Raw genomic sequence first — 19,700 nt, 5'->3', positions numbered from 1 at the left:
ACAATGCCCGGTCAAACCGTCACGACGATCTTGCCGAATTGTTCGTTCGACTCGAGATAACGATGCGCCTCGACGATCTGATCAAACGGAAAGGTTCTAGCGATTGCGGGCTTCAGCGAACCCGATTTCAGTCCATCAAGGATGAATGTCTTGGCGGCCTGCAGCCGGGCCGGATCGCGCACGATCTCGTGGACGAGATAGCCGCGCAGCGTCAGCGTCTTGGCCAGCACTGCAGGTAGCGGAAAAGGTGTCGGGTCGAGACTCAAGCCGCCATATTCGATGAGAATGCCGCCCCGTGCCATCGCTGCCGTCAGAGGCTCGAAGATCGGCCCGCCGACCGCGTCGAACACCACGCGGATGCGCTCCGGACCGGCGATTTCCTTCAACCTGGCTTCCAGATCCTCCTCTGCCGAGGCGATGACGGGGGCCGCGCCGAACTCAAGCAAAGCCCGCTTCTTGGCAGATGTCCGTGTGACCGCGATCGGCGTCGCGCCAACCAGGTTGGCAATCTGGATCGCCGCCAGTCCGACGCTGCTCGACGCGGCAGTGATAACGACAAAGTCTTCCCTGCCGAGTTTGGCAATGTCGATCAGCGCACCGTAGGCGGTGAGATATTGCATCCACGCAGCGGCGGCCTCTTCCCAGCTCAGCGATGGTGGATGCTTGACGACGAGCTCGGCGGGATATGTGGCAATCTCACCATAGGCAGGCCAGCGGGCCATCGACACTGGCGGCACGATGCTGACGGCATCGCCCGGCGCAAACCCGTCCACGCCTTCGCCGACCGTTTCGACGAGGCCAGCGGCCTCAAGCCCAAGACCGGAAGGCAACGGCGCGGTTTGGATATATCTGCCTGAACGCAGCAACGCCTCGGCCCGGTTCAGACCCAACGCCTTGACACGGATCTGGATCTCGCCTCGTCCCGGCGCAGGCATGTCGACATTCTCGATGCGCAGAACCTCGGGACCACCCAGCTCATAAAAACGAACGACACGCGCCATCGGTCACAACTCCAAAATATTTGCACTGAATGTGCTATGCCAGCGGCAATCAGGCGGATAAATAGCCGCTTGAGTAGATCAGTGGAAACTGTGGGTTTTGAATATGGATCGCCTTACCAGCATGGCCGTGTTCGTCAAAGCCGTCGACCTGGGCTCGTTCGCGGCCGCGGCGGCGGCTCTTGATCTGTCCGGGCCGATGGTCGGCAAGCATGTCCGGTTTCTCGAGGAGCGCCTGGGCGTGCGCCTCATCAACCGGACCACGCGCCGCCAAAGCCTGACGGATTTCGGGCGCGCCTATTATGAACGCTGCCGGCTGGTGCTTGCCGAAGCGGAGGCCGCGGATGCACTCGCCGCCGACCAGCTTGCCGAACCGCGCGGAAAGCTGCGCGTCCTCATGCCGGTGCATTTCGGCCGGCGCTGCGTTGCCCCGATCCTGTTCGGGCTTGCGCAGCAATATCCGGCGCTGGAACTTGACCTGTCGTTCAGCGACGCCCTCGCCGACCTCGCCGAGGACGGCTGCGACCTTGCCATCCGAACGGGCGATCTGGAGGACCAGGCCGGGGTGATGGCGCGGCGCGTCGCGCGCCAGCACATGGTCGTCTGCGCGTCGCCATCCTATCTCGACAGGCACGGCCAGCCGCAGGCGATAGATGACCTCGGCAGCCATCACGCGATCATCTACCGCCGTTCCGGGCGTGCCGTTCAGCCGTGGCTGTTTCCACGCAATGGCCAGCCTGCGACGGAGGTCAGGCTCGCTGGCAGATTGCGGCTCGACGATCTCGATGCCATCGCCGATGCCGCGGCCGCCGGCATGGGGCTCGCCTGGCTGCCATACTGGCTGGTTCGCCAGCGCATTCAGGCGGGCGTACTTGTCCCGCTATTGCCGGAACAGCCGAGGTTTCTCTATGACGCCCATGCGCTGTGGCTGCAGACGCCACATCTGCCGATGAAAGTCCGCCTTGCCGTCGATGCACTGGCGGCAGCGCTGCCCAAACTCATGACTTGAAGTGCACGGTCGCGGTCAGCTGCGTGGATTTCCTCGAGAACGACCCGACGATTGAACAATAATCTATATGGTAAGATTTCGAATATACAGGAGGTAAACCAGAACAACTGTTAGCGATATCGAAATAATCGTCCAAATAGTGAACAAAATTACTCTTGCAATACGACTCTTTCGACGCTGTATCCATCGAGCGAAGTTTACCATTAAGTAATCTAGGATGACGTCCAAATGTCGCCTCCAACGGCCATTCGCTTCAGATTTTGGCCTTCGCCCGACTAAATCCACTAAGTCAATTGGGGGCCAAGCCCATTCACTTCAACAATATTCCTATCTCTACATCGTGGCGGGACAGCACCCCCCTCTGGCCTGCCGGCCATCTCCCCCGCAAGGGGGGAGATTGGCGGTTCATGCGTCCCGCCAACCTTTGAGACATTGGAGACTGGCGGAGGCCGAGGCGACATCCGATCTCCCCCCTTGCGGGGGAGATGGCCGGCAGGCCAGAGGGGGGTGGGACGGAGCGCAACGGAGCAGTCTCCCTGCCTTGCAACAATCAACGCTATTCTCCCCCTCCCGCATCGACCACGAATCCGCCTATAGTGCTGCCATGCCCATTCGCCAGCTTTCCGAAACGATGATCAACCAGATCGCCGCCGGCGAAGTCATCGAGCGTCCGGCAAGCGTGGTCAAGGAACTGGTCGAGAACGCGCTCGATGCCGGCGCCACGCGTGTCGAGATCGTCACCGCTGGTGGCGGGCTGAACCTGATCCGCGTCAGCGACGACGGCTCGGGCATTCCGGAAAAGGAACTGGCGCTGGCGATTGCGCGCCATTGCACCTCCAAGCTCGCCGACAACATTCACGACATCCGCTCGCTTGGCTTCCGCGGCGAGGCTTTGCCGTCGATCGGCTCGGTGGCGCGGCTGTCGATCCGCTCGCGCACCGCATCAAGCGAAAACGCCGCCGAGATCGGCATCGCCGGCGGCCGCGTCTCCGCCGTCAGGCCCGCCGCCGCCAATCGCGGCACCACGGTCGAGGTGCGCGACTTGTTCTTCGCCACGCCGGCGCGGCTCAAATTCATGAAGGGTGAGCGCGCAGAAAGCTCGGCCATCGGCGACGTGATCAAGCGCATCGCCATCGCCTTCCCCGCCGTGCGCTTCACGCTCGCCGGCCCGGACCGCTCGACGCTGGAGCTGCCGGCGACCGAGGACAGCCCGGAAGGCCGGCTGCGCCGGGTGGCACAGGTGATGGGCGCCGACTTTCCCGACAATGCGATCGCCATCGACGCGGTGCGGGACGGCGTGCACCTCGCCGGCCATGTCTCGGTGCCCTCCTTCACCCGCGCCAACGCCCTGCAGCAATATGCCTATGTCAACGGCCGCCCGGTGCGTGACAAATTGATCGCCGGCGCCATTCGCGGCGCCTTCGCCGACGTGCTGCCGCGCGACCGCCATGCCGTCACCGTGCTGTTCCTGACGCTCGATCCGGCGATCGTCGACGTCAACGTCCATCCGGCCAAGGCCGACGTGCGCTTCCGCGATCCGGGGCTGGTGCGCGGCCTGATCGTCGGCGCCATCCGCGAAGCACTGGCCCATGCCGGCATCCGCGCCGCCACCACCGGGGCCGCCGGCATGATGGCAGCGTTCCGGCCGGGCGCGGCATCCTATGCGCATGGCGGCCCGGCCAACGGTCACCGCAGTTACGAGGCCGCCTATCGGGCATCGGGCTTTGCCGGGTTCGACCCTGCCCGTTCGCCGCAGCGGCCGCTCGATATGGGCTCTGCAAATGGCGGCTTCGGCGAGGACGAGCAGGCGGCCTTCGACGCCGGCCCACTGCACAGTGCCGACGCGCGCGCCGGACAGGATCAGGCGGCAGAGACGCTGCTCGGCACGGCCCTGGGCGCGGCGCGCGCGCAAGTGCATGAGAACTATATCGTCGCCCAGACCAGGGATTCGCTTGTCATCGTCGACCAGCATGCGGCGCATGAGCGACTGGTCTACGAGGCCTTGAAGAACGCCCTCCACTCACGCGCGGTGCCGTCGCAGATGCTGCTGCTGCCCGAGATTGTCGATCTGCCGGAAGAGGATGCCGAGCGGCTTGCCATGCACTCCGAGACGCTGGCCCGCTTCGGCCTCGGCATCGAGCGCTTCGGCCCAGGCGCCGTTGCGGTGCGCGAGACGCCGTCGATGCTCGGCGAGACCAACGTCCAGCAGCTGGTGCGCGACCTCGCCGACGAGATCGCCGACAATGACACGGTCGACACGCTGAAGGAGCGGCTGGACAGGATAGCCGCGACCATGGCCTGCCACGGCTCGGTACGTTCCGGCCGCCTGCTCAAACCGGAAGAGATGAACGCGCTGCTGCGCCAGATGGAGGCGACGCCCGGCTCCGGCACCTGCAACCACGGCCGCCCGACCTATATCGAGCTCAAGCTGGCGGATATCGAGAGGCTGTTCGGGCGACGGTAAGCATTACCTGGGCAACGCCAAGCGAGGCACCCGCTCAATTCGCCAATTGATGATACTTCTTGGTTTTAAGAGAGAAAACATAGTCCATTGTATAGCCAGCGCCGCCGCCACGAAAGTTTACTGAAATGACCTCGGCGATTTTTTCCGTCTGTTTTTGAACATTCATGTAGATTGGCGTCATCAGCATTCCCGCGTCGCAATTGTCGTCATCGAACTCGATCTCTTGATAGACTTTCTTGCTTCGCTTGCCGATGACTTGCAATTTTCGCATGCAAATTCCGGCTTCGGTTTTCGCGTAGATGCCTGAAAACCTGTCGGTAGCGGTCTGCGCCCGGAACGGGATCTCAACGGTTCCGTCAATCTTCCCGTCTCCGGTATCGTCCAGGCTCGCAACTTTCTTGAGCGTGACGGGATGTTTGTCCGCACCCTTGCTCCAGGTTCCTGTTGCGCCGCTTTCACCAATGTCGAGAGAAAATGGGCATCCACTGGTGTCGACGGGCGTTTTCGAACCCATGACCAGCACCCGGTCGAATTCCTTGTCGTCCGCAATCTCGCAAAGGGATACGCTGGTGCCGTTGATCTTGCCGTACACTGCTATCGGGCTTTGCTTCGCGTCGTAGAAATAGCTCCCCTCGACCGTAATCCCGCTGCCGAAACTGTCATTCCTCTGCAGCGACAGATGGACTGGGTTAGGCCCAATGAAACCTTCGTAGTTTTCGATCTGATACCAACCCGCGACGGCATTTTGGCTGAACAGCAACAAGAAAAAAATTGCGGAGATAAACTGCATTCCCATGTCGACCCCTCGCCACGCTTCGCAAACGCAATCAACATAGACGCCGGCCTGGCTCATGTCTGCATCGCAATGGTCGTCAGTAACGGCTCATGGTTTGAGTCGGGAAAAAGCTTCAATTCTCTGAATCACCTCCTCAAATTCACCACGATGACGCCGCCCAGCGCCAGCGCCCCGCCGAGGATGCCGAGCAGCGTCGGCACCTCGCCCAGCCAGAAGAAGCCGATCAGCGTCGCCACCGGGGACACCAGATAGAGGAAGTTCGATGCGCGCGCCGCCGGCAGCCGGGAAAGTGCTGTTGCCCAGGCAGCGTAGGCGATGAGACTGGGCACGATGCCGAGAAAGATGACGGCGCCGAGCCCGGCGGTGTTGGCGGCAGCCGCTTGCGCCAGGCCGCTCGGCAGGAACGGCGACAGGCAGAGCGCGCCGAGCACCATGTTCGAGGCCGAGATGGTCAGCGGGTGGTGGCGACCAAACAGCGGCTTCTGGACGATGGTGTTGACGGCCGAGCACAATGCCGAGCCGAGGACAAGCAGCGCACCATCGTTGAAATGCAAGCCTTGCCCCTCGCCCATGGCGATGATGCCGATACCGGCGAAGGACAGGAATGTGCCGGCCCAGGCCAAGCCTGAGAAGCGTTCGCCGAGCAGCGCCATGGCCATGATGGCCGTGAAGATCGGGCTGACATTGATGATGAAGCCGGCTGCACCTGCCGAAACGGTCAGCTCGCCGAAATTGAGCATCACCGTGTAGAGCGCGACGAAGACGGCACCACCGAAGACAAAGCGCCAGAGTTCGTCGAGCCTGGGCAGAGCCGGCCGCTTGACCGCGAGAAAGATCGCCGCCGGAACGGCGGCGATGGCAAAGCGCAACGCGCCAAGTTCCAGCGGCCCGAAGGCGGCAAGGCCGGCGCGGATCGCCGGAAAGGCCGAAGCCCAGCCGACCACCGTCAACGCCACCGCGATGGCAGCGGTGGTGTCCATCCGCTGTGTCGGATTCAACGTTCCGGTATAGACGCTCATCTCGGTGTCCTCGCGATCCAATGCCATGACGTAGAGAAACGCTATTGCGCGTCGATTGACAAACGAACAAATCGAGTATCACCTGTGACTATGGATCACAGCTCAGACTCGATGCTGCCGCTTGAAACCCTGCGCGCCTTCGATGCCGCGGCGCGGGCAGGCAGCTTTTCGGCGGCGGCCGAGAAGCTCAACATCACCCATGGCGCCGTCAGCCGGCAGATCGCCAAGCTCGAGAACTGGCTTGGGCTGAAAGTCTTCGATCGCGGCGCGCGCGGCGTCTCGCTGACCGTCGAGGGCAATCGCCTGCATCTGCGCACCACTGAAGCCTTCGCCCTGATCGCCAGCAATTCGGATCGCTGGGTCGAGCCGCGCGGCACGGCGGTGGTGCGGCTGACCTCGATCCCCTCGGTCAGCGGGCTGTGGTTGATGCCGCGCATGGCGGCGCTGGAGAACCACCCGTCCAAGCTGCGCATCGTGCTCGACGTCGACATCCGCCAGGGCGATCTTGCCGACGAGGGCATCGACCTGTCGATCCGCTGCGGGCGCGGCCGCATTCCGGGCCGGATCTCGGTGCAGCTTTTCGAAGAATATGTGTTCCCGGTCGCCTCGCCGGAATTGGCCAGGGAGATCGGCCGCGGCGATCCGGCCCGGCTGCTCGAATTTCCGGTGATCAACGATTCCGACGCTTCGGCGTGGCGCGCCTGGTTTGCGGCGCAGGAGATGGACTATCGGCCGCGGCCGCACGACCGCCGTTTCGAGGATTACAACCTCGTGCTCGACGCCGCCGCGCACGGGCTCGGCATTGCGCTGGCGCGTCCGCCATTGACGGTGGACCAATTGAAATCGGGCCGCATCGTCGCCGTGGACGAGCGCGGTGCCCTCAGCCCGATATCCTACTGGCTCGACCGGCCGCTGGGGCGGCCGCGCGCCGCGGCAGCCGAACTTGCTCGTCGCATCGCAGTCCAGGCCGGGCTGCCAGCGGAGAGGATCGAAGAGTTTATCATCGCCGAAGAATGAGATGCCTGAAGCGCGTCGCGTTCGACCGGCCTCATGCGACGCGCTTCAGGTTCTTGTGTTTATGCATGTCGTTATCGCAAAACCGCTGCACACTTTTGCGCGACATGCATTGGCATCCGCTTTGCCGGCTTGTTCGAGCAAGTGTCACCAGAAACAGAGGCAGGCAAAGCCAACCAAGCTTGACCTCGCCGCAATTTGTGGCGATGACATCGTCATGAATTTCGGCACCACCCCATGATGAACCGTTTCGAGGGCCCCGGCGGCAAGGAAGCCCGCATCCGCTATCTCGATGGCGATTTCCAGGTGACCAGCCCCGGCGCCTTCGTTCGCTGTGCGGTGACCGGGGAGAGCATCCCGCTCGACGAGCTCAAATATTGGAGTGTCGCCAGGCAGGAACCCTATCTGAATGCCGCCGCCTCGCTGCGCCGCGAGATCGAAGCGCATCCGGAACTGCGCCGCCGACGGTAGTCCAGCGCAAATGGAAGTCGACCCGTTGCGATCCTTCGCGCCCCGCCTCCTGCCGCGACATCAAGCCGGCAACACCGAAACCTTAGAGGCTATTTGAAATAAAAAACCCGCCTCGGCGCACCAGAGCGGGTCGTCGGTGAATCATCACCATACCTAAATTACTAGCATAGCTGCCGGCACAAAGCAAGAACAAAATACACTCGACCCGCGGAAAGATGCAAATTCCAGTCCCCACATCGCCTCGGTCTCAAGCTGCCGGTCAGCCTTTAAGCCTGCGCTGCCGCCAGGCATCCAGCGTTTCGTCGATGATGCGTTGCGGCACATGGTCGAGCTCGAAGACGGTGTCGATCTCCAGCACGTCGAGCCGGTCGAGAAATTCCGGCGGTGCTGCGCCGTGACGCAGGCGGGCAGCATCCTTGGCGGTGGTAATGAGGTCAAGCTCGGCTTTACGTGCCGTCGCCGCCAATTCGGCAAGCTCGTCCGCACTGTAGAAATGATGGTCGGGAAACGGTCGGGTCAGCGCAAGCTCGCCCCCGGCCTCGGCTACGGTGTCGAAAAACTTGTCGGGATGGCCGATGCCGGCGAACGCCAGGAACCGCCTGCCGGCCAGCGTCACCGTGCTGCTCGGGGCGGTGTGCGCCTCGAAGATCGGCCTGCCGGCGCGCGCTGCCTGGCGCACGACCGTATCGGCCGCGGTGCCCTCGCCCATCTTCAGCAAGCCGCTGGTGAAGACCAGCTGGTCGACGATGTTCGCCCGCAGCGGTCCGCCGGGGATGACGCGGCCATTGCCGATGCCATGGCGCGCGTCGACGACGACCAGCGCATAATCGATGTGGATGCGCGCGCTCTGAAAACCGTCATCCATGATCAGGAAATCGCAGCCGAGCTTCTCCAGCAGAAGCCTGGCGCCGGCGGCCCGGTTCGGCGTCACCGCGACCGGCGCATGTTCGGCCAGAAGCAGCGGCTCGTCGCCGACATGCTTGGCGGCGTCATGGTGCGGATCGACGATATGTGGCTGCGCGAAGGAGCCGCCATGGCCGCGCGACAGGAAACCCGGATTGAGCTGCATGCGCCGGGCCTGCTCGGCCAATGCGATCGCCACTGGCGTCTTGCCGGTGCCGCCGACCGTGAAGTTGCCGATGCAGAGCACCGGCGCCTCGACTTTTTCGCGCGGCGCGTGCCGCATGCGGCGACCGGCGATAAGCGCATAGATGGCGGAAAGCGGTGACAGCGCCATGACCCGCCAGTCCGGCTCTTCCCACCAAAAAGGCGGCGCTTCCGAGGTCACGTCAGCGCCCGTTCGCGCCCTTCAGGCGCGACTTGACAACCAGCGGCTGGATATAGGGCTCGAGCGACCTGAGCGTGTGCGCCAGCGCACCGCGCATCTCGTCGACCGTCGCCGCACCCGCCGCCATCATTTCGTGACGAGCCACCTCGTTGGTCAAAAGGAAATTCACGGCGCCGGCCAGCATATCGCGGTCGCGCACCAGCTTGGCGCCGCCACTGTCGAGCAGGCGCTGATAGGCCTCGCGAAAATTCTGGACGTTGCGGCCGGCAAGCACCGCTGTCTCCAGCATGGCCGGTTCCAGCGGGTTCTGGCCGCCCTCGGAAGTCAGCGAACGGCCGACAAAGGCAATTTCCGTCAGCCTCAGATAAAGCCCCATCTCGCCGATCGTGTCGCCGAGCAGAATATCGGTATCGGCGGTGATCCTGTCGCCCTTGCTGCGCTGCGCCAGCTTCAGGCCCATGCCGGAAATCTGGGCGGCCAGCTGCCCGGCGCGTTCGGGATGGCGCGGCACGATGATCGTCAAAAGCCCGTGGTGCCGCTTGTGCAGCATGGCGTGAACTTCGGCCGCGACCGCCTCTTCGCCGTCATGGGTCGAAATCGCCGCCCAGGTCGGGCGAGCGCCGATCTGGCGTTTCAGCGCCGCCAGTGCCCGTTCGTCGGCCGGCGGCGGCGCGGTGTCGACCTTGAGATTGCCGGACACGGTGACCGGCCGGGCGCCGAGCGAAAGGAAGCGCTCGCCATCGAGATCCGACTGGGCGACGACATGGGCGAGATTTTCGAACAATGCTTCGGCGATGTTGGCGCGCTTCTTCCAGGATTTGAAGGAGCGGTCGGACAGCCTGCCATTGACCAGAACCTGCGGCACGCGGCGGGCGCCGAGTTCCAGGATGGTCATCGGCCAGATCTCCGATTCGGCGATGATCGCCAGGTCCGGTTGCCAATGATCGAGGAAGCGGCTGACCGCCGGCTTGAGGTCGAGCGGCACATATTGGTGGATGATGCGGCCGCCCAGCCGTTCTTCGGCGACCTGCGCCGAGGTGACGGTGCCCGTCGTCAGCACGATGTTGACGCCGTAGTCGAGAATGCTCTCGACCAGCGGCACGACGGCGATGGTCTCGCCGACGCTGGCTGCATGGATCCAGATCACCGGGCCTTCGGGGCGCTCGCGTCCGGCGACGCCGTAGCGCTCGCGCCGGCGAATGCGATCCTCCTTGCCTCTGGATGTGCGCCAGGCGACATAAGGTCCGACCAGCGGGTAGGCGGCGGCCCCGGCGAAGCGGTATGCCGTCAGGAAGGCGCGCGCCCAGCGCATACTCATTTCGAACCGTCCACAAGGCGATAGGCCTCGGCGGTCGCGGCATTGAGCGAGGCCGTGACCTCCTGGCGCTTGCGTTCCATTTCCGCGGCGTCTGCGTTGGCCGGCACGAAGACAGGCGTGCCGACGACAATCGAGGAGCGGCCGAAGGGCAAGTTGATCGTCGTCTTGTCCCAGCTGCCCTCGATCACCTTGCGGCGGCTGGTGGCAATCGCGGCAGGCAGGATCGGCCGGCCGGACAGCCGCGCCAGGAGGACGACGCCGAGCCCCGCATCGCGCGGCGTGCCGTGGGGAATATCAGCAATCATGGCGACATTCTTGCCGGTGGCGAGCGACTTTTTGAGGGCGATGAGCGCCTTGGCGCCGCCCTTGTCGAGATGCCTTGCGCTTTCGCGCCCGCCAGAGCCGCGCACCGCCTCGATGCCGAATTTCTCGACCATCAGCGCGTTGAGCTCGGCATCGGCGCTGCGCGACACCATGGCAACCAGTGGCCGTCCCTTGGGATAATAGGCCGGCGTCAGCAGATGCTGGCCGTGCCAGAGCGCGATGATGCCAGGCTCGAGCTGCGCATAGGCGCCGCCGGAAAACTTCGCCGATCCGTCGACCATGCGGTTGGTCAGGCGGACAAGGCGGACGAAATACGCAAACAGCGCGGCAAGCGCATTCTTGACGAATCGCGACTGCGCCAGCGGTTCGCGGATCTTGCGCCAGAACGTCTTCGGCTTGCGACGTCTGACCGCCGACCGCGGGGCTGATCGCTTGACCACTTCATGGTTCATCGATGTCAACCGGCAGCCTTGTTTTCGGGGTCGAGCAGGCGGTGCAGGTGAACGACGAAATAACGCATATGGGCATTGTCGACGCTGGCTTGCGCCTTGGCCTTCCAGACGGCGTGCGCCGATTGATAGTCGGGATAGATGCCGACTACGTCGAGCGCGTCGAGGTCGCGGAATTCGGTGCCGCCCAGCTTCTTGAGTTCGCCGCCGAACACCAGGTGCAAAAGCTGTTTCTTTCCGTCTTCAGCGGCCATGTCGATCCTTCACATATCGTGAGTTTGGGACAGGTCTAGACCAAAGCCGCCGACTTTGGAACTATTGATGATGGTCAATTGTCCAGCCCGGCGATGACGCCGGCGAGCACAGCGAGGAGTTCGCCGCTGCCGGCGGCAAGCGCGCCGTGGCGGATCACTTCGCCGGCATAGAGCGGCGCGCGGCCGTGCCGATCGAGCACGGCGCCGCCTGCCTCGCGCAGGATGAGGTCGGCCGCGGCGATGTCCCAGTCATGCGCGTTGGCCTTGACGAAGGTGGCATCGAGCTGGCCGCCGGCGATCATCGCCAACCTGTAGGCGAGCGAAGGAATATAGGGCACGCGCTTCAGCCGTTTGTGCCATTTCGCCGGCATCAGGTCGATCATCGCCTTCGGTCCGGCGATTTCGGCCGTTTCCGACGGCGGACGCACGCTGATGCGCTTGCCATTCAGGAATGCGCCCTCGCCCGGCAGCGCCCAATAGATTTCGCCCTTCGCCGGGCAGTCGAGCACGCCGGCAAGCGTGCGGCCGTTCTCGACCACCGCGACGCTGACGCACCATGTGGGCAGGCCCTCGAGGAAGCCGCGCGTGCCGTCAATCGGATCGACGACGAAGGTGCGGCGCGCGATAAGCCTTACCGGGTCGTCGACGGTTTCCTCCGACAACCAGCCATAGTCCGGCCGGGCCGCCAGCAAGGTCTCGCGCAGATATTTGTCGGCGGCGTGATCAGCTTCGCTGACCGGCGAGGTGCCACCCTTCATCCACACCTGCGGATTGTTGTTGAAGTACTGCATGGCGATGAGCCCCGCCTCGCGGGCAGCGTCGCGCAACAGCTCCAGGTCTTCAGTAGCGCCGGCCGAGACGGCCGGGTCAAGCTCCGGCAAGGGTCATTCCTTCGATCAAAAGCGTGGGTGCGGCAGTGCCGAAATTGCGGTCGAGATCGCTCGCCGGAACCATGTTGAGGAACATCGTTTTCAAATTGGAGGCGATGGTCACCTCGGCAACGGGATAGGCCAGTTCACCGTTTTCGATCCAGAACCCGGAAGCGCCGCGGCTATATTCGCCCGTCACCATGTCGACGCCTTGGCCGAACACTTCGGTGACGTAGAAGCCGGTCTTGAGCGACTTGATCAGCTCTTCCGGCGTGCTTTCCCCGGGCTCGATGGCGAGATTGGTCGACGATGGCGAGACCGACGAGCCGCTGCGCGAGCCGCGCCCATTGGTGACGAGGCCGAGTTCCCGCGCCGCCGAGGTCGACAGGAACCAGTGGTTGAGCACGCCCTTGTCGACCATGAACAATTTCTCGCCCTCGACGCCTTCGCCGTCGAAGGGGCGCGAGGCCTGGCCGCGGCGCCGGAGCGGCTCGTCGGTGACGGTGATTGCGGCCGAAGCCACCTTCTTGCCCATCATGTCGCGCAGAAAGCTGGTCTTGCGCGCCACCGCGGCGCCATTGATGGCACCGGCGAGATGGCCGGCAATGCCGCGCGCGACGCGCGGATCGAACACCACGTCGACCGGCCCGGTCGCCGCCTTGCGCGCGCCAATGCGGCGTACGGCGCGCTCACCGGCCTTGCGGCCGATGTCTTCCGGCGCGTCGAGATCGGAAAAATGCTGGCGCGAGGAGAATTCGTAATCGCGCTCCATGCCGGTGCCCTCGCCGGCGATCACGCTGGTCGAGCGCGAAAAGCGCGACGCGACATAATGGCCGACAAACCCATGCGAAGTGGCGAGCACAAGGCCGCCGAGCCCGGCGCTGGCGCCGCTGCCGGCCGAATTGGTGACGCCCTTGACGGCAAGCGCCGCCGCCTCGGCGGCAAGGGCTGCTTCCTTCAACTGGTCCGCCGATACCTCGGTGGCGTCGAACAGATCGAGATCGCGCGGCTTTTTGACCAGCAAGGCCGGATCGGCGAGACCCTGATAGGGATCTTCGGGCGACACTTTGGCCATGGCGACGGCGCGCTCAGCCAGCATATTGGGGTCGGATGCCGCCGTTGCCGAAACGCTCGCCACGCGTCTGCCGACGAAGACGCGCAACGAGACGTCCTCGCTCTCGGACGCCTCTGTGCCTTCGACCTTGCCAAGCCGCACCGACACACCGGTTGAGCGGCCGCGTACTGCAACCGCATCGGCGGCATCGGCCCCGGCCCGTTTGGCAGCCTCGACCAGGGCCGCGACGCGATCGGTCAGTTTCGCTGCGTCGAGCGTATCGGTCATGCGCATAATCCTGTTATTTCCGGCCGGCTGAAGGGCAGCCGCTGCTGCACCATCTATTGTCCCGGTGCGGCTTCTGCAATGGGAGAAGGCGCAAAGCGGTGTCAGGCGGGTGAGCGGCAACGGCGAGATCGACAATCCCTCAGGAAGCGGCCACCGGCGTCCAGATCACGTCGTCGATCCTGAGCGCGCCGGTGGCGAGCATCACCAGCCGGTCGAAGCCGAGCGCCGCGCCGCTCGCTTGCGGCATGATCGCGAGCGCGGCGAGGAAATCCTCGTCGATCGGGTAGCGTTCGCCATAGACACGCTGCTTTTCGTCCATTTCGGCGGCAAAGCGCTGGCGCTGCTCGGCCGGATCGGTCAACTCGCCAAAGGCGTTGGCGAGCTCGACGCCGCAGCAATATAGCTCGAAACGCTCGGCGGTGCGCGGATCGTCGGCGCTCGGCCTGGCCAATGCCGCCTCCGAGATCGGATATGCGAAAAGAATGGTGGCGCGCCCCTGCCCCAGCACCGGTTCGATTTTTTCGACCATCACCCGGCTGAACAGGTCGGCCCAATTGTCGTCGGGCGCGGTCCGCAATCCGGCCTGGACCAGGGTGGCATGCAATCCCGCGCGGTCGGTGGTGCCATCGGCTGCAATCGTCGCCAGCAGATCGATGCCGGCATGGCGCATGAAGGCTTCGGCGACGCTCAACCGTTCCGGCTCGGCGAACGGGTCGGCCTCGCGGCCGCGGAAGCTAAAACGCTTTGCGCCCGCCCGTTCGGCCGCCAGCGCGACGAGCTCGGCGCAATCGCGCATCAGGCTCTCATAGGTCTCGCCGACGCGGTACCATTCGAGCATGGTGAACTCCGGATGGTGCAAGGGGCCGCGCTCACGGTTGCGCCAGACAGCAGCGAGGCTGAAGATGCGCTCCTCGCCGGCGGCAAGCAGCTTCTTGCAGGCGAATTCCGGCGAAGTGTGGAGGTAGAGCGGCTGGCGCTGCCCGTCCGGCCCGATCGCCTCGGTGGCGAAGGCCGACAGATGCGCTTCATTGCCGGGCGAGATCTGCAGGGCCGATGTCTCCACCTCCACGAAGTCACGGCGGGCGAACCAGTCGCGCATGCCGGCGGCAATGGCGTTGCGCAGGATCAGCCGCGGCCGGCGGTCGGCATGGACATGCGGCGTCCACCATGGCGAAGCGGCGGTCATCGGCTTCAGGCGAATTGCACAGAGGGCTGGCGATTGCGGCCAAGATGCGCTAGGCCGCACCCAACGGCCTCTCCAGCCGATTTGCGCCAACAAATTTTATCAGGATGGAAACCCGTGAAGGTCATCGCCAGCTCCTTACGCAAAGGCAACGTCGTCGAAAAGGACGGCAAGCTTTATGTGATCCTCTTTGCCGAAAACATTCATCCTGGCAAGGGTACGCCGGTCACCCAGCTCGACATGCGGCGTATCTCCGACGGGGTTAAAGTTTCCGAGCGTTACCGCACCACCGAGCAGGTCGAGCGCGCCTATGTCGAGGAGCGCGAGCACACTTTCCTCTACCAGGACGGCGAAGGCTTTCATTTCATGAACCCGGAGAGCTACGACCAGGTGGCGGTGCCGGAGAGCGTGGTCGGCGACATGGCGCCCTACCTAGTGGAAGGCATGCCGGTGCAGATCTCGCAATACAACAGCATCGCCATCTCGCTGGTACTGCCGCAGCGCGCCACTTTCGAGGTGGTCGAGACCGAGCCGGTGACCAAGGGCCAGACGGCGTCCTCGTCCTATAAGCCGGCAACGCTGTCCAACGGCGTGCGTACCCTGGTGCCACCACACATCAGCGCCGGCACCCGCGTGGTGGTGATGACGGCGGATGGCGCGTATGTCGAGCGCGCGAAGGATTGAGGCGCGAAGCCTGAAACGCCTCGCCCTAGCGCGCCGAGGCGGCCGGTCATCGTCGACCGCTTTGTGCCAGGGGGCTTTCGAGCATTGGGACGCGGCACGCAGACCGCAGCGTCAACGCCCGGCCAGTTCTTTCCTATTGCACGACGCCAGCGGGCAATCTTTGAGCCTCGAGCAACGCCGACCGTCCCTTTCGCCAGGTGCCAGGTGGAATGCCGACGAACTTTTTGAAGGCGCGATTGAAGGCGGCTTCCGACTCGTAGCCGACGTCGGCACCCGCTTGCGCGATGCTCATTTCGGGCCGTTCGAGCAAACGTCCCGCCAGTTGCAGACGCCAGCGAGCAAGATAGTGCATCGGCGAGACCTCGACATAGTGGGTAAAGCGGCTCGCAAACGCCGTGCGCGATAGCCCTACTTCGCGGGCGAGCCGGTCCAATGTCCATTCCTCCCTGGGGCGAGCGTGGATGAGCCGGAGCGCCTCGCCGACATGTGGATCCCGTAGGCCTGACAGCCAGCCGCGCGAATCGCCGGGGAGGGTCTCGAGATGGCGGCGGATGATCTCGACAAACATCAGCTCGCTCAGCTTGGCGAGGATCGTTTCACCGCCCGCCCGCCCACTGCCACCTTCGGCCAGCGCCAGCCGAAACAGGTCGATAACCCAGCTGCTTCCATCGGCGGGCTTGCGGGCACACAGGATGGCCGGCAATGCAGCGAGGAGAGGATTGAAGGGACGTGCATCGCAGCCAAGATACCCGCAAATGAACCGGGTCCGCTCGTCTCCCCCGCCACCATGGATCACCGCGAACGGCAGGCTCTCGTCAATCGGCCGATAATACATCGCCATATTGGGTTCGCCCCGCGCTCCGGGCGAAGAGCTCAAGACGTTCGGAACACCACCGGGGAAGACAACGACATCACCGGCGTTCACGAGCACCGGGGGCACCGAATCGTCTGCCAGCGCGGCCCAGCACGAGCCCGACATCACGGCATGAAAAGAAATGATGTGCTCTGCCTCCGGCATGATGGCGGCGGCAATGTCGGCCGTGCCCGGCGACTCGCCGACCCAGGGAGAGCTGGCGTCGACGTCGAAATAGATCGCACCGGTGAGGCGAACGGCTCGGAGCACATCGGAAAGGACATCCATGCACTACACCTCCGGAAACGATCGGCTACTCCCTTTGACAACGAGTTTTTCGGCCAGGCATCTCGAACTATCCGGCAATACAGCCGCCCGAGCAACTACCCATCCGGTCTAATCCCACTCTGAACGATCGGGCAACAGAAATGGACGATGTGACATTTGCGGGAACAGCGGACGGGATTAGCGTTTCATCGACCGGCCGACAGGTCCAATAACAGGGAGGAATGTCATGCACGATGAAGACATCACCAAATTCGCAGCAAGCCTGCGGGGCGAAGTCATCCGGACCGGCGACGCCCGCTATGATGAGGCCCGCAAGCTCTACAACGGCATGATCGACAAGCGGCCGCTGATCATCGCCCGCTGTGTGGACGTGGCCGACGTGATCACAGCGGTGAATTTCGGCCGCGACAACAATTTGCTGGTTGCGGTACGTGGCGGCGGCCATAACGGACCAGGATTGGGGAGTTGCGACGACGGTCTGGTGATCGACCTGTCGGCGATGAACGGCGTGCGTGTCGATCCGGATGCCCGTACGGCGCGGGTGGGTCCGGGCTGCACTCAGGGCGACCTCGACCACGCAACCCATGCCTTTGGCCTGGCCGTACCGGCGGGCATCATCTCGACCACCGGGGTCGCCGGACTGACGCTGAGCGGCGGCCATGGCTATCTGACGCGCAAATATGGCCTGACCATCGACAATCTGGTCGAGGCCGATGTCGTGCTTGCCGACGGCAGCTTCGTCACCGCCAGCAAGGAGCGGAACCCTAGCCTGTTCTGGGCGCTTCGCGGCGGCGGCGGCAATTTCGGCGTCGTCACCAGCTTTGTGTTCAAGCTCCACCAGGTCAGCATGGTCTTTGCGGGGCCGATCGCATGGGATCAGCGCCAGGCCCGCACCATCATGCAGCATTATCGCGAGTTCCTGCCGCGCGCGCCCGAGGAACTCGGGATCTTCCTCGGGCTCAAGACGATCCTGTCGAGCGCACCGTTCCCGGAAGAGTTTTGGGGAAAGCGGATGTGTCTGCTGATGTGTTGCTACAACGGCCCGGAGGAAAAGGGCAGAGAGGCGGTGGCTCCGCTACTCGATGCGCTGCCTGCGCCCTGGTTCAATTGGATGGGAATGATGCCCTATCCCGCGGTGCAGAGCATGTTCGATGGGCTCTATCCGAAGGGGATGCAGTGGTATTGGCGGGGCGATTTCGTCAAGACGCTGTCCGACGAGGCGATCGACGCTCATCTCAAGCAGGCGGCGAAAACACCGAGCGAGCTATCGCTCATGCATCTCTATCCGATCGACGGCGCTGTCCATCGCGTCGGCAAAGACGAGACACCCTGGAATTACCGTGATGCGACTTGGTCGATGGTCATCGCCGGGATCGATCCGGACCCACAGAAAGCGGGGCCGGTGACGCGCTGGACCAAGGCCTACTGGGAGGCCGTGCATCCCTTCGATCTGGGTGGCGCCTATCTGAACTTCATGATGGATGACGAGGGCGAGGGAAGGCTCAAGGCGGCTTATGGCGATAACTACGAGCGCCTGGCCTCGCTGAAGAAGAAATACGACCCGAACAACCTCTTCCGGGTGAACCAAAACATCCGGCCGGCTGCTTGACGGCCGCCCTCGTCAGGCCAGCAAGTGTTGTATCGTACCGGCCGGGCCAGCTAAGGCCCGGCCGGTACGATAGGTTGCCGGTCAGGACGCTCGGCGGCCTACAAGCGCGATACTCGGCCGGGCTCGGCGACCATGTTCCATGAGCCATGTCTGACACGCGTCGAAGCGGTCGGCCCGCACGCTCAGGTCACCCGTAGCGCTGCTTCAACAGGCAAGTCCGGGAGCAGGCAATGCGGTCAACGGGTTATGCCTCAGCGACTGCTTCTCGCCAGGCCGATCGCGCCGGCAGCCTACCGACAATTTCACGCTTCGATGCGGACGTCCGACGTCACCACGACACCCTTCAGTCCTTCTCGAGGACCGGTATCCACTTAAGAACTAGCCAAATTAGCAGTTTCTTAATTGCCTTTGGAACTTTGTAGCTTGCGTTCCATTTTCAACCGCATGCGAGAGTCTGTGGTCCAAGGCCCGGGAATAACGGTGAACAGGTCACCGCCGCGCTACTCGCTGGTCCTGCCCGTATACAATGAAGAACAGGTGCTGCCTCGGCTGATCGAGCGGATCAGTTCGCTTATCGGCCGGCTGGACGGCGAAACGGAGGCCATCTTCGTCGATGACGGAAGCCGCGATGGAAGCGTCGAATACCTTCAAAAAGTGGTCGCCGCCGAGCCGCGCTTTCGGCTGATCGAATTGTCCCGCAATTTCGGCCACCAGGTGGCGATTACCGCCGGCATGGACGCCGCTGCGGGCGATGCCGTCATCGTCATGGATGCGGACCTGCAGGATCCGCCGGAAGTCGTTCTCGATCTGGTGGCTAAGTGGAAGGAAGGGTTCGAGATCGTCTACGCCCGCCGGGTCAAGCGCGAGGGCGAATCCTGGTTCAAGCGCTTTACGGCAAGTCTTTTCTATCGCCTGCTGGAGAAAATGACGTCGGTCGATATTCCGCGCGACGTCGGCGACTTCCGCCTAGTCGGCCGCAAGGCGCTGGAAACCTTCAAGCGTATGCCCGAACATGACCGCTTCGTCAGGGGCATGTTCGGCTGGATGGGGTTCAAGCAGACGGCCGTGCCATTTGAGCGCCACGCACGAACCCTGGGCCAGACCAAATACCCGTTCTGGAAGATGATGCACCTTGCGGTTCACGGCATCGTCAGTTTCTCCGAGAAGCCGTTGCGCCTAGCGCTCTGGGGCGGGTTGGTCATTTCCGCGCTTGCGGGGGTCTTTGGCGCCTACGCCATCTTTGCCTGGTTTTTTGAAACCGGGATCATTGCCGGGTGGACATCCACGGTGGTGATCGTGTCGCTCCTGTGCGGGATCAATCTTTTCATGACCGGCGTGGTCGGACTCTACGTCGGCAGCATCCACGCCGAGGTGAAACGCCGTCCGCTTTATGTCATCGATCGGCTCACCGGCTTCGACGAGTCGATGCGTGCCGCCTCCGGTGAGCGCCGCCGATCGTTTCACAAAC

Annotated in this window: 18 protein-coding genes; 7 read left to right on the top strand and 11 right to left on the bottom strand. The window is 63.6% G+C overall.

Annotation, left to right across the window (positions count from 1 at the left end):
* Positions 1–11: 11 nt before the first annotated feature.
* Positions 12–1,001 (bottom strand): zinc-dependent alcohol dehydrogenase family protein, encoded by a 990-nt coding sequence (locus NKG95_RS32165; protein WP_352818314.1) that lies wholly within the window; start codon positions 999–1,001, stop codon positions 12–14.
* Between the two features lie 103 nt (positions 1,002–1,104).
* Here NKG95_RS32165 and NKG95_RS32160 point away from each other — a divergent pair, with 103 nt between their 5' ends.
* Both NKG95_RS32160 and mutL read left to right on the top strand, forming a co-directional pair.
* On the top strand, positions 1,105–2,007 hold the full coding sequence (locus NKG95_RS32160; protein WP_352818317.1) for a LysR family transcriptional regulator: 903 nt from the start codon (positions 1,105–1,107) through the stop codon (positions 2,005–2,007).
* 604 nt (positions 2,008–2,611) lie between these two features.
* Entirely contained in the window at positions 2,612–4,471 is a 1,860-nt protein-coding gene (gene mutL, locus NKG95_RS32155) for a DNA mismatch repair endonuclease MutL (RefSeq protein ID WP_353043585.1), read from the top strand.
* A 34-nt stretch (positions 4,472–4,505) separates the two neighbouring features.
* Here the strand turns inward: mutL and NKG95_RS32150 are convergent, their stop codons facing one another.
* Entirely contained in the window at positions 4,506–5,324 is an 819-nt protein-coding gene (locus NKG95_RS32150) for a hypothetical protein (RefSeq protein WP_353043583.1), read from the bottom strand.
* 68 nt (positions 5,325–5,392) lie between these two features.
* Positions 5,393–6,286 (bottom strand): DMT family transporter, encoded by an 894-nt coding sequence (locus tag NKG95_RS32145; protein ID WP_353043581.1) that lies wholly within the window; start codon positions 6,284–6,286, stop codon positions 5,393–5,395.
* 90 nt (positions 6,287–6,376) lie between these two features.
* On the opposite strand from NKG95_RS32145, the gene NKG95_RS32140 reads away from it, so the two are divergent.
* Positions 6,377–7,303 (top strand): LysR family transcriptional regulator, encoded by a 927-nt coding sequence (locus tag NKG95_RS32140; RefSeq protein WP_353043580.1) that lies wholly within the window; start codon positions 6,377–6,379, stop codon positions 7,301–7,303.
* Positions 7,304–7,537: 234 nt separating this feature from the next.
* Complete coding sequence (locus tag NKG95_RS32135) at positions 7,538–7,771, top strand: DUF2093 domain-containing protein (RefSeq protein WP_031193470.1); 234 nt, start codon at positions 7,538–7,540, stop codon at positions 7,769–7,771.
* A gap of 259 nt (positions 7,772–8,030) precedes the next feature.
* On the opposite strand, the gene lpxK is transcribed toward NKG95_RS32135, so the two are convergent.
* The 7 genes from lpxK to epmA form a co-directional block, all read right to left on the bottom strand.
* Positions 8,031–9,059, bottom strand: coding sequence for a tetraacyldisaccharide 4'-kinase (gene lpxK, locus NKG95_RS32130; RefSeq protein ID WP_353043578.1), 1,029 nt, complete (start codon positions 9,057–9,059; stop codon positions 8,031–8,033).
* A gap of 1 nt (position 9,060) precedes the next feature.
* On the bottom strand, positions 9,061–10,377 hold the full coding sequence (waaA, locus tag NKG95_RS32125) for a lipid IV(A) 3-deoxy-D-manno-octulosonic acid transferase (protein WP_023717167.1): 1,317 nt from the start codon (positions 10,375–10,377) through the stop codon (positions 9,061–9,063).
* Positions 10,374–11,153, bottom strand: coding sequence for a lysophospholipid acyltransferase family protein (locus NKG95_RS32120; protein ID WP_353043577.1), 780 nt, complete (start codon positions 11,151–11,153; stop codon positions 10,374–10,376). Before NKG95_RS32120 ends, waaA begins: the two co-directional genes overlap by 4 nt.
* Before the next feature lie 5 nt (positions 11,154–11,158).
* Entirely contained in the window at positions 11,159–11,404 is a 246-nt protein-coding gene (locus NKG95_RS32115; protein WP_023717165.1) for a DUF4170 domain-containing protein, read from the bottom strand.
* Between the two features lie 74 nt (positions 11,405–11,478).
* Complete coding sequence (locus NKG95_RS32110; protein ID WP_353000953.1) at positions 11,479–12,285, bottom strand: 3'(2'),5'-bisphosphate nucleotidase CysQ; 807 nt, start codon at positions 12,283–12,285, stop codon at positions 11,479–11,481.
* Positions 12,272–13,615, bottom strand: a complete 1,344-nt coding sequence (locus NKG95_RS32105; protein WP_353020857.1) for a TldD/PmbA family protein — start codon at positions 13,613–13,615, stop codon at positions 12,272–12,274. Before NKG95_RS32105 ends, NKG95_RS32110 begins: the two co-directional genes overlap by 14 nt.
* 139 nt (positions 13,616–13,754) lie before the next feature.
* The gene (epmA, locus tag NKG95_RS32100; protein WP_353043575.1) at positions 13,755–14,801 is read right to left on the bottom strand and encodes an EF-P lysine aminoacylase EpmA; all 1,047 of its coding nucleotides are present in this window, start codon (positions 14,799–14,801) and stop codon (positions 13,755–13,757) included.
* A 114-nt stretch (positions 14,802–14,915) separates the two neighbouring features.
* Here epmA and efp point away from each other — a divergent pair, with 114 nt between their 5' ends.
* The gene (gene efp / locus NKG95_RS32095; RefSeq protein WP_023717161.1) at positions 14,916–15,482 is read left to right on the top strand and encodes an elongation factor P; all 567 of its coding nucleotides are present in this window, start codon (positions 14,916–14,918) and stop codon (positions 15,480–15,482) included.
* Positions 15,483–15,615: 133 nt separating this feature from the next.
* On the opposite strand, the gene NKG95_RS32090 is transcribed toward efp, so the two are convergent.
* Positions 15,616–16,623, bottom strand: coding sequence for an AraC family transcriptional regulator (locus NKG95_RS32090; RefSeq protein WP_023717160.1), 1,008 nt, complete (start codon positions 16,621–16,623; stop codon positions 15,616–15,618).
* A 226-nt stretch (positions 16,624–16,849) separates the two neighbouring features.
* Between NKG95_RS32090 and NKG95_RS32085 the strand changes: the two genes are divergently transcribed.
* On the top strand, positions 16,850–18,232 hold the full coding sequence (locus tag NKG95_RS32085; protein WP_352791214.1) for an FAD-binding oxidoreductase: 1,383 nt from the start codon (positions 16,850–16,852) through the stop codon (positions 18,230–18,232).
* A 474-nt stretch (positions 18,233–18,706) separates the two neighbouring features.
* On the top strand, positions 18,707–19,700 hold a 994-nt coding region (locus tag NKG95_RS32080; RefSeq protein WP_502914008.1), incomplete at its 3' end, for a glycosyltransferase family 2 protein.

It is taken from the genome of Mesorhizobium sp. M1423, from assembly GCF_040317575.1.
Taxonomy (GTDB): Bacteria; Pseudomonadota; Alphaproteobacteria; order Rhizobiales; family Rhizobiaceae; genus Mesorhizobium.
The sequence above is the reverse complement of the archived record's forward strand: the minus strand, read 5'-3'. Positions and strand labels throughout refer to the sequence as shown.

Excerpts from the sequence above, each read along its gene's own strand:
- NKG95_RS32165 (WP_352818314.1), bottom strand. The coding sequence starts at position 1,001 with ATGGCGCGTGTCGTTCGTTTTTATGAGCTGGGTGGTCCCGAGGTTCTG.
- NKG95_RS32085 (WP_352791214.1), top strand. The coding sequence starts at position 16,850 with ATGCACGATGAAGACATCACCAAATTCGCAGCAAGCCTGCGGGGCGAA.
- NKG95_RS32135 (WP_031193470.1), top strand. The coding sequence starts at position 7,538 with ATGATGAACCGTTTCGAGGGCCCCGGCGGCAAGGAAGCCCGCATCCGC.
- NKG95_RS32140 (WP_353043580.1), top strand. The coding sequence starts at position 6,377 with ATGGATCACAGCTCAGACTCGATGCTGCCGCTTGAAACCCTGCGCGCC.
- epmA (WP_353043575.1), bottom strand. The coding sequence starts at position 14,801 with ATGACCGCCGCTTCGCCATGGTGGACGCCGCATGTCCATGCCGACCGC.
- mutL (WP_353043585.1), top strand. The coding sequence starts at position 2,612 with ATGCCCATTCGCCAGCTTTCCGAAACGATGATCAACCAGATCGCCGCC.
- NKG95_RS32115 (WP_023717165.1), bottom strand. The coding sequence starts at position 11,404 with ATGGCCGCTGAAGACGGAAAGAAACAGCTTTTGCACCTGGTGTTCGGC.
- waaA (WP_023717167.1), bottom strand. The coding sequence starts at position 10,377 with ATGAGTATGCGCTGGGCGCGCGCCTTCCTGACGGCATACCGCTTCGCC.
- NKG95_RS32160 (WP_352818317.1), top strand. The coding sequence starts at position 1,105 with ATGGATCGCCTTACCAGCATGGCCGTGTTCGTCAAAGCCGTCGACCTG.
- NKG95_RS32150 (WP_353043583.1), bottom strand. The coding sequence starts at position 5,324 with ATGAGCCAGGCCGGCGTCTATGTTGATTGCGTTTGCGAAGCGTGGCGA.
- NKG95_RS32145 (WP_353043581.1), bottom strand. The coding sequence starts at position 6,286 with ATGAGCGTCTATACCGGAACGTTGAATCCGACACAGCGGATGGACACC.
- NKG95_RS32105 (WP_353020857.1), bottom strand. The coding sequence starts at position 13,615 with ATGACCGATACGCTCGACGCAGCGAAACTGACCGATCGCGTCGCGGCC.
- NKG95_RS32120 (WP_353043577.1), bottom strand. The coding sequence starts at position 11,153 with ATGAACCATGAAGTGGTCAAGCGATCAGCCCCGCGGTCGGCGGTCAGA.
- NKG95_RS32090 (WP_023717160.1), bottom strand. The coding sequence starts at position 16,623 with ATGGATGTCCTTTCCGATGTGCTCCGAGCCGTTCGCCTCACCGGTGCG.